Genomic DNA, 15,517 nt, shown 5'->3' on the forward strand with positions numbered 1-15,517 from the left:
GCCCTCCGCGGATGGCCCCCACTGACAGAAGGAACGCCCCTGTGCGTGTGCTGATCGATCTGGACGAGCGTCGCTTCGAGTGCGAGGTGGCGCACTCCGCTCCGTCCACCACGCTGGCAGACCTGGTGGAGACCGCCGGCGGTCCCCGTCTCGCGCCCGATGAGGCCGTGTTCGTGGACGAGACCGAGGTCCGCGGCTCCACCCCCGCCTCGGAGCTCGTCCTCCTGGAGGGCAGTCGCATCGCCCGGGCGCCATGGCAGCTCCCCGTGCGTGTTCACGGCTGGAGTGTGACACTCGCCGGCGGCCAGCACGCCGGCCTGGTGGTCGACGTCCCGCAGGAGCGCGAGATGCTCATCGGCCGGTCGCCGCACGCCGACCTCACCCTGCCGGCCGAGAGCGCGTCCTGGGAGCACTGCCGCCTGCGCCGGGAGGACGACGGCGTCCGGGTGCTGGACAGCGGGTCGACGAACGGCACCCTCGTGGACGGGGAGACGGTCCGGGAGGAAGGCGTCCTGGTCGGTGAGATCGCCACGATCACGGCGGGCGGGACGGTGCTCCTGCTGCGTCGAACCCTCGACGAGACCCAGGCCCCCGCGCCCGGCAGCCTCCACAATCTGACACCGGCGGCGACCGCGCCCTTCAACCGGCCACCCCGCCCCGGGAAGGCCCCGGCGGGGGATGCGCTGGTCCCTCCGAGCCCCAAGGACGTCCCACCGGCCAGCAAGTTCAGCTACATCAGCGTGCTCGCCCCCCTCCTGATGGCCGTGGCCATGGTGATGATCCTGAGGGACCTCCGCTTCGCGATGTTCGCCATGCTCAGTCCGGTGATGGCCGTGGGGATGTGGTTCGAGCAGAAACGCCGGCATGCCCGCGGCATCAAGGAGGAGGACGCCCGTTTCGCCGGTGCGGTCGAGGAGTTCGAGCAGCACATCCGTACGGCGGCCGAGACCGAGACCGCCCTGCGCCATCGGCTGATCCCCGACCCCGCGACGGTGGTGCGGCGTGCGGCCCTCCCCGCCACCTCCCTGTGGCAGCGCCGCGCCGACGCGGACGATTTCCTCGCCCTGCATGCCGGCACCGGCGACGTGCCGTGGAAACCCCCGGTGGAGCGTGCCACCGGCCCGCGGCTGGACGAGAAGGTCAAGGACTCCCTTTCGGCCGCGCGCCTGCGGGCCGCGCCCGTGCTGGTGGACCTGACCGACGCAGGCGTAGTGGGCATGGTGGGACCGCGGGAGGGGACCCTGGCGCTCGCCCGGTCCCTCCTCGCCCAGGCCGCGGTGCACGTGGGCCCGGCGGACCTGACCGTCGGCGTCTTCTGCGACGCCGGGCGCGCCGACGAATGGGAGTGGGCATCCTGGCTCCCGCACACACGCCAGGCCGGGAGCAGCACCGGCCAGCGGTGGATGTCCGCGCACCGCGAGACGAGCCTCGCCATGCTGCGTTCGCTCAAGGACACGGTCACGGAATTGCCCACGCCGGCCCTGCTGGTGGTCCTGGACTCCGAGGTCCTCACCGAGGGCCGGGACGCCCCGGCACGCGCACTGCTCGGCATGGGTCGCTCCGTGCCCGGGGCCTCCCTCATGGCGCACCAGCGCACGCACCGGGTGGCGGGCATCGTCATCGCGACCTCCGAGGAGCAACTGCCGGCGGCCTGCACCACCATCATCAGGGTGGGAGTGGACGCGGCGGCCACCGTGGAGCAGCCGGAGGACCTGACCCGCGTGGACGACGTCATCCTCGCCGGCCTCGACGAGGAGGAGGCCCTGCGCTGCGCCATGCGGCTGGCCCGCTTCGACGACCCGGAGCTCAGCGTGCCCGGGGCCTCGCTGCCCGCCCTCGTGCGGCTGCCCAGGCTCCTGGGCTATGAGCGCCCCGACCCGGCCACCATCCGCCGCATGTGGGACACCTCCACCGGGGTATCCACACCGATCGGCACGGATGAGACCGGGACCCTGACGCTGGATCTCGTCAAGGACGGTCCGCACGGACTGGTGGGCGGTACCACCGGCTCCGGCAAGTCCGAGTTCCTGCGCTCGCTCGTGGCCGGCCTCGCGGCACGCAACGATCCGACCCGCCTGAACTTCATCCTCGTCGACTTCAAGGGCGGGGCCGCCTTCAAGGCGTGCGAACGCCTCCCGCACACCATCGGCACGATCTCCAACCTGGACGAGCAACTGGCCGACCGGGCCCTCCAGGCCCTGGAGGCGGAGATGGAGCGCCGCCAACGGGTCTTCGCGGAGGCCGGTGAGGGCATCGACAACCTGAACGCCTACCTCGCCACGAATCCGGCGGAACCCATGCCCAGGCTGCTCCTGGTGATCGACGAGTTCGCCATGCTGGCGAAGGACTTCCCCGACGTGCTCAAGGCGCTCGTCAGCGTGGGCGCCGTGGGCCGGACGCTGGGCGTGCACATGATCCTGGCCACCCAACGCCCCGCCGGGGTGGTCAGCGAGGACATCCTCGCGAACACGAACCTCCGGGTGGCGCTGCGGGTCCAGAGCCGCGAGGACTCCAGCAACGTCATCGGCGTTCCCGCGGCCTCGGCGATCGGCCGGGCCCAGATGGGCCGTGCCTTCGTGAAACTGGGCCAGGACGACATCACCCCCGTGCAGACCGCCCTCGTGACGGGACGCGCGCAGGTGGGCGGGGGCGCGGCGATGGACGTACGCGAGGTGGGCCGGTTCGGCGTCCCGGTGGCCCCGGCGGCGCCGTCGGCACCCGCGACGTCGGACGAGAACGACCTGGACCTCCTCATCGATGCCGTCGTCGGCGCCAACGCGGACGCCGGCTACGCGCCGCCGCGGCAGGTCTGGCCGGAGGCCCTGGGCGAGCGCGTGGAACTGGACGGGTTCTCTGCCGAGGGGGACGACGGCGCTGCCGAACCGGATCCCCTCCACCTGCCGAGGGTGGGCGGCCTCCGGGGCTCCTCCGTGCTGGTGACCCTCATGGACGAGCCGGAGCTGCAGCGCCAGTCCGCGGCAGGCTGGGACCTGTCCACGGGGAACCTGATGCTGATGGGCGTGGCCGGTTCCGGTACGAGCACCGCGCTGGCGTCCATCGCGCTGTCCCTCGCCCGGGACACCGATCCGGCCGACCTGGACCTGATGGTCCTCGACCTGGGATCTCGGGCGCTCGAGGCTCTCGAGGCCCTGCCGCACACCGTGGCCTACGTGGGGTCCGGTGCCGGCGCCAAGGAGCAGCAGGCCCGCTTCCTGCGGCACCTGCACGCCGAGCTGGAGCGGCGCCGCGCGGAGCCGGGCACGCACCGCCGCACGGTGGTGCTGCTTGACGGCCTGGCGTCGCTGCGGGACGAGCTGCAGGACTACGAGGGGCAGCAGCTGCTGGACCTGCTGTACCGTGCGTACGCCGACGGCCCGGCGCTCGGGCTCTCGTTCGCGGTCTCCACCACACGCGCCAAGGCGGTGCCCTCGGCCATGAACGAGGTGACGCTGCAGAGGTGGCTGTTCCGGCTGGCGGACACCTACGACTACTCCTCTCTCGGAGTACGGGGCAAGCAGATCCCCGCCGCACTTCCGGGACGCTGCGTGGATCCCCGCACCTCACTCCAGATGCACGTGGCGACGCCCGGCATCGGCGTCGCGGCGGCAGTGGACCGGCTCCGGCAGAGCCGGGCCCATACCCCAGCGAAGGCCCGCGCGATCAGGCGCCTGCCCGCGGACGTCACCCTGCAGGAGCTGGGAGTGGAACCGCGGCTGGAGGACGAGCCGTGGCGCATCCCGATCGGGCTGCAGGAGGCGGACCTCGCCCCGGCGTTCCTGGAGGTCTACGAGGGTGAGCATGCGCTCATCGCCGGGCCCGCACGGTCCGGGAAGTCGACGCTCCTCGTGGCCCTGGCCGCAGCCCTGCGGGGAGCGCCCACGCCCCGGGGGGCGGCCCAGGTCTGGGGCATCTGCGACCGCCGTTCACCCCTGGCGTCCACCGCTCTCGACCGGTCGGCCGTCGGCGCGGACGAGGTGCCGGCGCTGCTGGCCTCCCTGCGGCTCGAGCGTGGCCCGGTGTTCCTCCTCATCGACGACGCCGAGCGCTTCGACGACCCCGATCAGTCCATTGCCGGCACCGTCGCCTCCGGACAGTCGGGGCTGTGCGTCATCGCCGCCGGACGGGCCGCGGACCTCCGCGGGCTGTACGGCCACTGGACCAAGACGGTCCGCAAGTCCCGCCTGGGCGTGCTGCTGCAACCGGACGTGGACTACGACGGCGAACTGCTGGGCGCGGCACTCCCCCGGAGGGCGCCGGTGGCCATGACCGCCGGCCGCGGATACCTCGGCGTCGGCGGGCAGGTGGCACTCGTCCAGTCGATCAGCCCCGGAGGCTGACCGGCACCTACGATGACAGGGGCCCCGACGCGGGTGTCCAGGGCAGATCAGACCGACGGCGTTGAAGAGAGTTGGAGAGTAAGGTATGCAACTCGCACAGACGGGCCAGGCGCTGGGAGCCTCCTACCGCTTCGGCGAACAGGTGGGGTCCGGCGCCGTCGGCGAGGTGTGGACCGTCACCGCGGCCGACGGCCGGGTCCTCGCCGCGAAGGTCCTGCGCCCAGAGCACGCCGACGACCCGTCGCTCGTGGAGCGGTTCGTCCGCGAGCGGTCCGTACTGCTCGGGCTGCAGGACTCCTCCATCGTCACGGTGCGGGACATGGTGGTGGAGGGCGCGCGGCTGGCCATCGTCATGGACTACGTCGCGGGCGGCTCGCTGCGCGACGTGGTGCGGGAGACCGGGCCGCTGCGGCCGGCGGACGCACTCGGGGTGACCGCCGAGGTGCTCGACGCCCTGGCGTTCGCGCACTCGCGCGGCGTGACACATCGCGACATCAAGCCGGACAACGTGCTGCTCGCCCGGCCCTGGACCGAGTGGACCCCGGGCGACGTACGGGTCTCCGACTTCGGCATCTCGGACGTGGTGGGCGAGAGGATCCGCCAGACGACCGGCCTCATCGGCACCCCGCAGTACATGCCGCCCGAACTCATCAGCCAGGGCCGCTCCGGCCCTCCGGGTGACGTGTACTCGACGGGCGTCCTGCTCTACGAACTCCTGGCCGGGCGTACACCCTTCTCCGGCCCGGGGACGGATTTCAGCGTCGCGTACCGCCACGTCTCCTCACGGCCGCCGAGGATCCCGGTGGACGACACGCTCTGGGACGTCCTGGCCGGGCTGCTGTCCAAGGACCCCGCGGCCCGCCCCACGGCCCCTGAGGCAGCAGCGACGCTCCGGCGCCTGGCGACCCGCCTCGCTGCCAGCACGCCCCTCGCGCGCGGGCAGGCCCCCGCGGACTTCGACGACGTCGAACGCCCCGCCACGGTGGTCCGGGGCGCCTTCACGGATGCGGACCTCGCGGCCCTGGCGTCCGCCCCGCCGGTGGACGGCGACGCGGAGGTCCCGCAGCTAGGCGAGGCGGGCAGTGCGACCATCGCCCGTCCGATGCCGCGCCGCGAGGTGCGGCCCATGGCCCGGCCCGAGCCCACGGACGCGGTAGCCGACGCGGACGACCCGCCGTTCTGGCGCACCCGCAAGGCCCTTCTCCTCGCGGGAAGCGCGGCGCTCCTCCTCGTGGCGATGGTCGTCGGGTTCGTCGTCCTCAGCCCTGCGGAACGGCAGACGGCGTCCGCCGGCGCCGGCGAGCCGCTGTCCGCCCAGGCACAGGACACCGCCCTGCCCACCGGCCTGACCATCTCCCGGGGGGCCTCCTACGAGCCCTCCTCCGGCCGGGTCCGTCTGACGCTCACCTACGCAGCCCAGAAGGCGCCCTTGTCGGGAGAGTTCCTCGAGGTGATCCCCGGGATGGGCGACGGGGAGGCGTGCCCTGCGGTCGTCTGGGAGGGTGCCCCGGTGCGCCGCAACCAGGCGTCCGTCACCGGGCTCGACGTCGAGTGCGGCTGGACGCTGTCGGACCTGCAGGTCCCGGCGGGAGGGTCCGCGCAGGTGACCGCCTCGGTCTCGGCGCAGCCCGCCGACCAGCAGGCGCTCGACGCGTGGCTGCGCGGCGGATCCGACGCGACGTCGGCCGCGACGCAGGACCCGACCGTCACGGGGACCGCCTACCCGGTCCAGCGGCTGACGGGCGTGGAGGTACGCACTCCGGCGCGCGTCGTGACTCCGAGCCCCCTGAAGATCACCCTCATCCCCGTGTGGGCCGGCGGCCCCGACGAACTGAACCCGCTCTACGTCAGTCCGGCGGCGGGCAAACCGTCGCAGATGCTCACCGCCGTGACCGGCGGCGAGCAGGGCATGCGGTTCTCCGACGGCTGCGGCGGGGCGCTCGCCGTCGACAGTTCCGGGCTCACCGTCACCGCCCTGCAGATCACGCCCGAATGTACGGTGCGCGCCAGCGTGGGGAACTTCACCGAACTGCAGTCCCCGACCTTCGACATCACGTCCAGGGAGGACTCGGCAGGATGAGGGGAGCCGGGGTGCTGCCCTGCTCCCCTCATCCGGATGGAGGTATGGGCGTCAGCCCTCGTCCTCCACCGCAGCGGCCTTGATCGCATCCTTCTCGGCGCGCAGGGCCTCGGTCTCGTGCTGCTCCTCGGCCTTCTCCTGGTGGATGACCTCAGCGAAGAGCTTCTCCATCTCCTTGGCAACACCGGCGGCCGACGCCGGGTTCTGGCCGGTCACCAGCCGCTCGTCGACCACGACCTTCTCCTCGAACACATCGGCGGAGACGTGGGTGGCGCCCTGTTCCTCGAGCCGGTCCGCCAGGAAGAACGGGATGACCTTGTCCTTGCCCGCGGCGACCTCCTCCTCGTTCGTGAAGGCAGCCACCCTCCGGCCCTCGACGAGGCGGAGTCCGTTCTCCAGTTCCACACCGAGCAGGCCGGCCGGTCCGTGGCAGACCGCACCCACCAGGCCGCCGGCGTTGTAGACGCTGGCAACGAGTTTCTGCAGGCCTTCGCTGTCCGGGAAGTCCCACATGGTGCCGTGGCCGCCCACGAGGTAGACGGCGTCGTACTGGTCGGGGTCGACGACGTCGACGCGGGCCGTGTTGAAGAGACCGGCCCGCGTGGTCTCGTCCTCGGTGAAGGCGACCTGGATGGGGTCCTTCGTGTCGACCTCGTCGCGCGGGGGCTGGCCACCCTTGATGGACGCGAAGTCGACGAAGTGTCCGGAATCCTTGAAGACCTTCCAGGGATGCGCGGCCTCGGCCACGTTGTACCCGGTCTTCTCCCCCGTGTCGCCGATCTCGGAAACGCTGGTCAGAACCATGAGAATTTTCTTCATGTGGTGCTCCTTTCGTCTGCTTTCCACCCTACGGGGTGCAGATGGCCGAACCCGTTCCCTCGGCACGCCCGCATCATCCGGGCGATAGTCTGAAGGGATGGCAATCCGGGTGCTGGCCGTGGGCCGCAAGCATGAGAGCTGGGTGTCCGAGGGCATCGAGCGGTACGCCAGACGGCTGAAGAAACCCTTCGACCTCTCCTGGCAGCTCATCGCCCACTCCGCGAGGGAGCACGATCCTGCGCGCAAGGAGGAATCGGAGCGGCTCCTCGCCAGGCTCGGGACCGACTACGTGATCCTCCTCGACGAACGCGGCAAGGCCATCGACTCGCCGGCCCTCTCGCGGACCCTGCTGAGGCCGCTGGAGGCCTCGCGCAACGTCACGGTGATCATCGGCGGCGCGTACGGCGTCGACCAGCAGGTGCACCAGCGGGCCGATTTCGTATGGGCGCTCTCGCCCCTGGTCTTCCCGCACCAGCTCGTGCGCCTCATCCTCGCCGAGCAGGTGTACCGGGCGCAGGAGATCGCGGGCGGGCGCTCGTACCACCACGAATAACCGGCCGAGGTAACGATCTCGGCACGGCGTGGCGCACATCTGTGGCGTCGAGGGCGGCGGACGTAGGGTGAGCCCATGACTACACTGCTGGGGAGCAAGCGTTGGATCGCGGCCATTGCGGCCGCTGGAGCACTCGTCGCCGTGAGCGGCTGCGCGGCGTCGGACCCGGGAACCGGGGAACCGGCGGCCTCGACCTCCGAGACCGCGACCGGAACACCGACGGCATCCGGATCACGAACCGAATCGCCAACCGCATCATCATCTGCTGAATCGACACCTTCAGCCACGACAGCGGCGCCTTCGGCTGCGGCCACCGCGTCGCCGTCGGCGGCTCCTGCGACGAGCCCTGCGAGCCCGACGAGCCCACAGCCCAGCGTGACGCCGCCGGCAGCGCCGGCAGCATCCACGCCTGCCGCGGGTGGCATCTGCACCGCCGCCCAGCTGACGGGCTCCGTCCAGGACCAGCTGGGCGGCGGTGCCGCCGGGAGCGTGTACCGCACGCTGGTGCTCACCAACGCATCGGATCAGGGGTGCACGGTCGCGGGATACCCCGGTGTGTCCTCCGTGGACGGCTCCGGCAACCAGATCGGCGCCCCGGCGGACCGCGACGGCGCAGCCTCCGCGCCCGTCCTCCTCGCCCCGGGCGCCTCCGTCACCGCCACCCTGCGGCAGGCCAACGCCCAGAACTACGGCGACGACTGCGGGCTCACGCCCGCGGCCGGCCTCCGCGTCTACCCGCCCGGCGCAACCGATTCGCTCATCCTGCCCCAGGCGCTCCCGGCCTGTTCCGCCGCGTCGATCGTGCTGATGACGGTAAGCCCCCTGCAGCCCGCTTCCTAGTCGTTCCCGGCCCGTCATCGTCCGAGCCGAGTGTCGGTGGGCTGGGGCATGATGAACGAGTGACGCCGGTCCTGACGAGATTCACCCCCGCAACCCATGAATGGTTCGCGGGTGCCTTCTCCGAGCCCACTCCGGCCCAGGAGGGTGCCTGGTCGGCCATCTCCGCAGGCTCGAACGCGCTCGTCGTCGCACCGACCGGCTCGGGCAAGACCCTCGCCGCGTTCCTCTGGGCTCTGGACCGGCTGATCGCGTCGGGCGAGGGCAGCGGCGATGTCGAACCCGATGCACCGGTCCCCGTGAAGGGCCGGAAGGCTCCGGCGAAACCGAAGCGCACCACGCGTGTCCTCTACATCTCACCGCTGAAGGCGCTCGGCGTCGACGTCGAACGGAACCTGCGGGCGCCGCTGATCGGCATCACGCAGACCGCGAAGCGCCTCGGCCTCCCCGCGCCCAGCATCACGGTCGGTGTCCGATCGGGCGACACCCCGCAGGCCGAACGCCGCGCCATGCTGACGCGGCCACCGGACATCCTCATCACCACGCCCGAGTCCCTGTTCCTCATGCTGACCTCCAAGGCGCGCGAGACGCTCATGGAGGTGGACACCGTGATCATCGACGAGGTCCACGCCGTCGCCGGCACCAAGCGCGGGGCACACCTCGCGGTGTCGCTGGCGCGCCTCGATGCCCTGCTCGACAAGCCCGTGCAGCGTATCGGGCTCTCCGCCACGGTGGAGCCGAAGGAGACGGTGGCTCGCTTCCTCTCCGGCAACGCTCCCGTGGAGATCGTCGCCCCGCCGTCGAAGAAACGGTGGGACCTGACCGTCACCGTCCCGGTGGAGGACATGACGGAGCTCGGCGGGGCGGCGGCGAACACCGACGACAACGGCGACGCCGTACCGCAGGCGAGCATCTGGCCGCACGTCGAGGAGAAGATCGTCGACCTGATCCAGCAGAACCGGTCCACGATCGTGTTCGCCAATTCGCGCCGGCTCGCCGAGCGCCTGACCGCGCGGCTCAACGAGATCCACGCGGAGCGCCGCGAGCGCGACGCCGTCTGGGCTGCGGGCGGCGACCCGTCCGCCGTCGAACCCGCACCGGCCCCCTCGTTCGCCCATACCACCGCGACGCCGGCGCAGATGATGGCCCAGGCGGGGCAGACCACCGGCGCGGAGGCGCTTCTCGCCCGCGCCCACCACGGATCCGTGTCCAAGGACCAGCGCGCCCTGATCGAGGACGACCTCAAGTCGGGGCGCCTGCGCTGCGTCGTCGCCACCAGTTCACTGGAGCTCGGCATCGACATGGGCGCCGTGGACCTCGTGGTGCAGGTCGAGTCGCCGCACTCCGTGGCGAGCGGCCTGCAGCGTGTGGGACGTGCCGGCCACCAGGTGGGCGAGATATCGCAGGGCGTGCTCTTCCCCAAGCACCGCGGGGACCTCGTCAACACCACGGTCACGGTGGAGCGCATGCTCGCCGGGCAGATCGAACCCCTCTACATCCCCACCAACCCGCTGGACATCCTCGCCCAGCAGACGGTGGCAGCCGCGGCGCTGGGCACCATCGACGTCGAGGAGTGGTTCGACGTCGTCAGGACCTCCGCGCCGTTCGCCACCCTGCCCCGCTCGGCCTTCGACGCGACCCTCGACCTGCTCGCCGGACGCTACCCGTCCGACGAGTTCGCCGAACTGCGCCCGCGCATCATCTGGGACCGCGTGGAGGGCACCATCACCGGGCGGCCCGGAGCGCAGCGGCTGGCCGTCACCTCGGGCGGCACCATCCCCGACCGCGGGCTCTTCGGCGTGTTCCTCGTCGGCTCCGAGGGCGAAGGGCCACGTGCCGGGGGCCGCCGCGTGGGCGAGCTCGACGAGGAGATGGTCTACGAATCACGCGTGGGTGACGTCTTCGCCCTCGGCGCCACCAGCTGGCGCATCGAGGAGATCACGCACGACCGCGTGCTGGTCTCCCCCGCCTTCGGCCAGCCCGGCAAGCTCCCGTTCTGGAAGGGCGACTCCCTCGGCCGGCCCGTCGAACTGGGCCGGGCCCTGGGCGCCTTCCGGCGCGAGATGTCAGGAACCACGCCCGAGAAGGCGCAGGAGCGGTGCGAGCGGATCGGGCTCGACACCTGGGCGTCGGGGAACCTCATCACCTACCTCAACGAACAGCGCGAAGCCACCGAGGTGGTACCGAACGACAGGACACTCGTCGTCGAACGGTTCCATGACGAGCTCGGCGACTGGCGCGTGGTCCTGCACAGCCCCTTCGGCATGCCCGTGCACGCACCGTGGGCGCTCGCCGTGGGAGCCCGGCTCGAGCAGCGCTACGGCATGGACGGCTCGGCGATGGCCTCCGACGACGGCATCGTGCTGCGCGTCCCGCTCATGGACGACGAGCCACCCGGCGCCGACCTGTTCCTGTTCGACGCCGAGGAACTCGACGGCATCGTGACGGCCGAGGTGGGCGGGTCCGCGCTCTTCGCCTCCCGCTTCCGGGAATGCGCGGCCCGCGCCCTGCTGCTGCCACGCCAGAACCCGAGCAAGCGCACCCCCCTGTGGCAGCAGCGGCAGCGGTCGGCACAACTGCTCGACGTCGCCAAGAAGTACCCGACGTTCCCGATCGTCCTCGAGACCGTGCGCGAGGTCCTGCAGGACGTCTACGACCTCCCCGCCCTGAAGGATCTCGCGGCCTCGCTCGAACGCCGGGAACTGCGGATCGTCGAGGTCACCACGCAGCAGCCCTCACCGTTCGCACGCTCCATGCTGTTCGGCTACGTGGCGTCCTTCCTGTACGAGGGCGACTCCCCGCTGGCCGAGCGCCGGGCCGCCGCGCTCTCGCTCGATCCCACCCTCCTCAACGAACTGCTCGGCCGGGCCGAGCTGCGGGAACTGCTCGACGCCCGCGTCATCGCGGACACGGAACTCGAGCTGCAGCGCCTCAAGTCGGACCGCCTGGCGCGCGGGCTCGAGGGCGTCGCCGACCTGCTGCGCCTGCTCGGACCGCTCACCGTCGAGGAGATCGCCGAGCGCCTCGCGGCACCCGCCGACGCCCCGGTCGCTGCCGTCGCTGCTGCCGTCGCCGCCCCGCAGTCCGCAGCCTCGGTCGACGCGAGCCTCCGGGCTGTCGACGACACGCCGGGCGACGACGCGGCCCAGGATCCCTCGGACGAGGAGCTGCTCGCCGGGAACGCACCGGCCGTCCCGGATCATGCGAGGGCCTCACCCGAGGTGGTGCGCGGATACGTGGCGGCCCTCGTGAAGGCCAACCGCGCCCTGACCATCAACATCGGCGGCGTCGAACGCATCTCGGCCGTCGAGGACGCCGCCCGCCTGCGGGACGCCCTCGGGGTCCCCCTGCCCATGGGTATCCCCCTGGCCTTCATCGAGCCCGTCGCCGATCCGCTCGGGGACCTGGTGGGGCGCTATGCGCGCACGCACGGTCCCTTCACGGCCGCCGAGGCAGCGTCCCGGCTAGGGCTCGGCGTCGCCGTCGTCGCCGGGTCGCTGCAGCGCCTCGCCGGCGCCGGCCGTGTGGTCGAGGGCGAGTTCCGCCCCTCCGAATCGGTCCCCGTGCTCGACATCTCGGCGGCATCCGGTGCCGAGCCCGGCACCATCACCGTGCACGCCCCTGCCGCCAGCGAGTGGTGCGACGTCGAGGTCCTCCGGCGTCTCCGCCGTCGGTCGCTGGCCGCCCTCCGCCAGGAGGTGGAGCCGGTGGACCCCGCCGCCTACGGGCGGTTCCTGCCCGCCTGGCAGCACATCGGCTCCGGCCTGCGCGGCCTCGACGGCGTGGTCACTGTCATCGACCAGCTCTCCGGCGTCCCCATCCCGGCCTCGGCGTGGGAGCCGCTGATCCTCGCCCAGCGCGTGGCCAACTACATGCCCGCCATGCTCGACGAGCTGACGGCGACCGGCGAGGTGCTCTGGTCCGGTGCCGGGTCACTCGCCGGCAACGACGGCTGGATCGCCCTGCACCTGGCCGAGAACGCGCCCCTGACGCTCCACCCCGATCCCACCTTCGAGCCGACGGCCCTCCACACCGGGCTGCTCGACCTGCTCGCCGGCGGCGGCGGGTACTTCCTGCGACAGCTCACCAACCAGCTCGACGTGCAGGAGGCGACGTCGGACACCGCCGTCGTCACCGCGCTGTGGGACCTGGTGTGGGCCGGCCGGATCAGCAACGACACCTTCTCCCCGGTGCGCGCCCTCCTCGCGAACGGCAAGACGGCCCACAAGCAGCGGCCGGTCCCGGCCCGTGCGCGGACCTCGCGCGCCGGGCGGCTGGGCCGCGCCCCCGGCAAGTCACTCACCGGGGCCTCCATGCGCCTGAGCGTGGCGGGGGACGACGCCGCGACGGGTGGCTACCAGCGGGCCACCCCTCCCCTGGCGGCCGGCCGCTGGAACATGCTGCCCGCCGTCGAGGCGGAGACGACCCTGCACGCACACGCCCAGGCCGAGTTGCTGCTCGACCGCTATGGCGTCGTCACCCGCGGGGCCGTGGGCAACGAGGGCATCCCGGGCGGGTTCGGCCTCATGTACAAGGTGCTGGCGCGGCTCGAGGAGATGGGCCGGTGCAGGCGCGGCTACTTCATCGAGCACCTCGGCGCCGCGCAGTTCGCCGTCCCCGCCACGGTGGACCGCCTGCGCTCCTTCAGCGCCGACAACCAGCTGCCCACCGCGCAGGACGTGCTCGGCGGGGAGGCCCCTCCCCTGAAGGCGGTCGCCCTCGCAGCCACGGATCCAGCCAACCCCTACGGCGCGGCGCTCAGCTGGCCGCAGGCCGAGGGCGGACACCGCGCCGGGCGGAAGGCCGGTGCGCTCGTGGTGCTCGTGGACGGGGCGCTCGCGCTGTACGTGGAGCGCGGCGGCAAGACCCTGCTGGCGTTCACCGAGGACGTCGACGTCCTCCGGGCGGCAGCGCTGGCCCTGGTCACGATCATCCGCCGGGGGGCCGCGGACAAGATGGCCCTCGAGAAGGTCAACGGAGGCGAGATCGTGGACACGGATATCGGCCGCGCCCTTGCCGACGCCGGCTTCTACACGACACCGAGGGGGCTGCGGATCCGTGCCTGAGGGCGACACCGTATGGCGCGCTGCGCGCGAGCTGCACCGCGCGCTCGCCGGGAAGACGCTGACGCGCTGCGATATCCGCGTGCCCCGCTTCGCCACCGTGGACTTCACGGGTGACACCGTGCAGGAGGCTGTATCCCGCGGGAAGCACCTACTCATCAGGGGCGGGGGCGACGACGGCTGGGACATCCACTCGCACCTCAAGATGGAGGGCCTCTGGCACGTCTACGCGCGGGGTGAGAAGTGGCGGAGGCCGGCGTTCAAGGCGCGCTGCATCCTGGAGACCGCGGATGCCGTCGTCGTCGGCTTCGAACTCGGATTCCTGCGGGTGATCACCCGCGCCGAGGAGGACGACGCCGTCGGGTACCTGGGGCCCGATCTGCTCGGCCCCGACTGGGATGCGGACGAGGCGCTGCGACGCCTGAGGGAGCAGCCGGAGCGGCCCATCGGACTCGCCCTGCTCGACCAGCGGAACCTCGCGGGCATCGGCAACGTCTACCGGTGCGAGCTGTGCTTCCTCGCCGGCGTCCACCCGCTCACCCCGGTGGGAGAGGTCCCGAACCTGCCGCGCATGGTCGAACTGTCGAAGAAACTCCTCGAGGCGAACAAGGAGCGCAGCACCCGGGCGACGACGGGACAGCTCCGCGGCAACACCCTCTGGGTGTACGGGCGGTCCCGGCGGGGGTGCCTGCGCTGCGGCACCCCCGTTGCGCTCGAACAGCTCGGGGACAGGGAGACCGAGCTGCGGGAGCTCTACTACTGCCCGCACTGCCAGCCGCGATTGGAAGCCCCGGCCGGGGCGGCACTACCCTGACGAGGTGGACGGAATCCGACGGGTGATGCGCTGATGGCGATGAAATCACCCCTGCCCGTGCGCAACGGCGTCAACGCGACACGGCTCCGCCTGCCCGAGGAGGGCCCTTGGGAGACCGCCCTCGACTACATCCTCGACCGGTTCGACCACGTGGATCCCGAGGGCATCGGCGAGCGCTTCGACCGCGGGGAGGTCGTCGCGCTGGGCGGTGAGATCCTGACGCGGTCCACCCCGCTCGGTGAGCACACGTTCGTCTGGTACTACCGCGAGCTGCCGGTCGAGGAGCGGTTGCCCGTCGAGCTCTCCATCCTGCACCAGGACGACCACCTGCTCGTCGTCGACAAGCCCCATTTCCTCCCCACCACGCCGGGCGGCATGTATGTGGCGGAGTCCGCCCTCGTCCGGTTGCGCGTGGAGCTCGGCATCCCGGACCTCATCCCCATGCACCGCCTGGACCGCATGACGGCCGGCATCCTCATGTTCTCCGTCGATCCGGATACCCGCGGCGCCTACCAGTTGCTCTTCGAGAACAGGCGCATCAGCAAGGAGTACCGTGCCGTGGCGCCCATCCGGCCGGAGCTGCGGCTCGACGAGGAGCCGCAGGACGTGCGCAGCAGGATCGTGAAGTCCCGGACCTACCTGCTGGCCCAGGAGGTCGAGGGACCGGTGAACACCCACACCACGGTGAGCCTGCTGGATCAGCGCGCCGATCGCGGGCTGTACCGGCTGCAGCCGCACACCGGGAAGACCCACCAGCTCCGGCTGCACATGGCGTCCCTCGGCCTCGGCATCGTCAACGACCCGTTCTACCCGGTGCTGCACCCGCAGGCGCCGGACGACTACACGAGGCCGCTGCAGCTCCTCGCGCACAGCATCGCGTTCACGGACCCCGTGGACGGCACGGCGCGGAGCTTCGAGTCCGGCCTCACCCTGGCCGAGTTCGCCTGACCCTGCCCTGATCCGTCCGGGCTCCGCCCTGGCCTCCTCCCATGGTCCGGTCCGGTTTGTTCCCCG

8 protein-coding genes are annotated in these 15,517 nt (G+C 71.9%); 7 read left to right on the forward strand and 1 reads right to left on the reverse strand.

Features of this window, described 5'->3' with window-relative positions; translation table 11 throughout:
* Positions 1 to 41 precede the first annotated feature (41 nt).
* Both IWX63_RS07410 and IWX63_RS07415 read left to right on the forward strand, forming a co-directional pair.
* On the forward strand, positions 42 to 4,337 hold the full coding sequence (locus IWX63_RS07410; RefSeq protein ID WP_199277535.1) for an FtsK/SpoIIIE domain-containing protein: 4,296 nt from the start codon (positions 42 to 44) through the stop codon (positions 4,335 to 4,337).
* 85 nt (positions 4,338 to 4,422) lie between these two features.
* The gene (locus IWX63_RS07415; RefSeq protein WP_199277536.1) at positions 4,423 to 6,417 is read left to right on the forward strand and encodes a serine/threonine-protein kinase; all 1,995 of its coding nucleotides are present in this window, start codon (positions 4,423 to 4,425) and stop codon (positions 6,415 to 6,417) included.
* Positions 6,418 to 6,468: 51 nt separating this feature from the next.
* Here IWX63_RS07415 and IWX63_RS07420 read toward each other — a convergent pair whose 3' ends face one another.
* Positions 6,469 to 7,236, reverse strand: a complete 768-nt coding sequence (locus tag IWX63_RS07420) for a type 1 glutamine amidotransferase domain-containing protein (protein WP_199277537.1) — start codon at positions 7,234 to 7,236, stop codon at positions 6,469 to 6,471.
* Positions 7,237 to 7,333: 97 nt separating this feature from the next.
* Here IWX63_RS07420 and IWX63_RS07425 point away from each other — a divergent pair, with 97 nt between their 5' ends.
* The 5 genes from IWX63_RS07425 (at position 7,334) to IWX63_RS07445 (ending at position 15,451) form a co-directional block, all read left to right on the forward strand.
* On the forward strand, positions 7,334 to 7,789 hold the full coding sequence (locus IWX63_RS07425; RefSeq protein ID WP_199277538.1) for a 23S rRNA (pseudouridine(1915)-N(3))-methyltransferase RlmH: 456 nt from the start codon (positions 7,334 to 7,336) through the stop codon (positions 7,787 to 7,789).
* A 375-nt stretch (positions 7,790 to 8,164) separates the two neighbouring features.
* Positions 8,165 to 8,629, forward strand: coding sequence for a DUF4232 domain-containing protein (locus IWX63_RS07430; RefSeq protein ID WP_199277539.1), 465 nt, complete (start codon positions 8,165 to 8,167; stop codon positions 8,627 to 8,629).
* 59 nt (positions 8,630 to 8,688) lie between these two features.
* The gene (locus tag IWX63_RS07435) at positions 8,689 to 13,692 is read left to right on the forward strand and encodes an Lhr family ATP-dependent helicase (RefSeq protein WP_199277540.1); all 5,004 of its coding nucleotides are present in this window, start codon (positions 8,689 to 8,691) and stop codon (positions 13,690 to 13,692) included.
* Positions 13,685 to 14,503, forward strand: coding sequence for an Fpg/Nei family DNA glycosylase (locus IWX63_RS07440; RefSeq protein WP_199277541.1), 819 nt, complete (start codon positions 13,685 to 13,687; stop codon positions 14,501 to 14,503). Before IWX63_RS07435 ends, IWX63_RS07440 begins: the two co-directional genes overlap by 8 nt.
* A gap of 39 nt (positions 14,504 to 14,542) precedes the next feature.
* A complete protein-coding gene (locus IWX63_RS07445) occupies positions 14,543 to 15,451 on the forward strand; it encodes an RluA family pseudouridine synthase (RefSeq protein WP_199277785.1) in 909 nt (302 codons plus the stop codon).
* The last annotated feature ends 66 nt before the right edge of the window (positions 15,452 to 15,517 follow it).

Source organism: Arthrobacter sp. CAN_A2, from assembly GCF_015752045.1.
GTDB lineage: Bacteria > Actinomycetota > Actinomycetes > Actinomycetales > Micrococcaceae > Arthrobacter_D.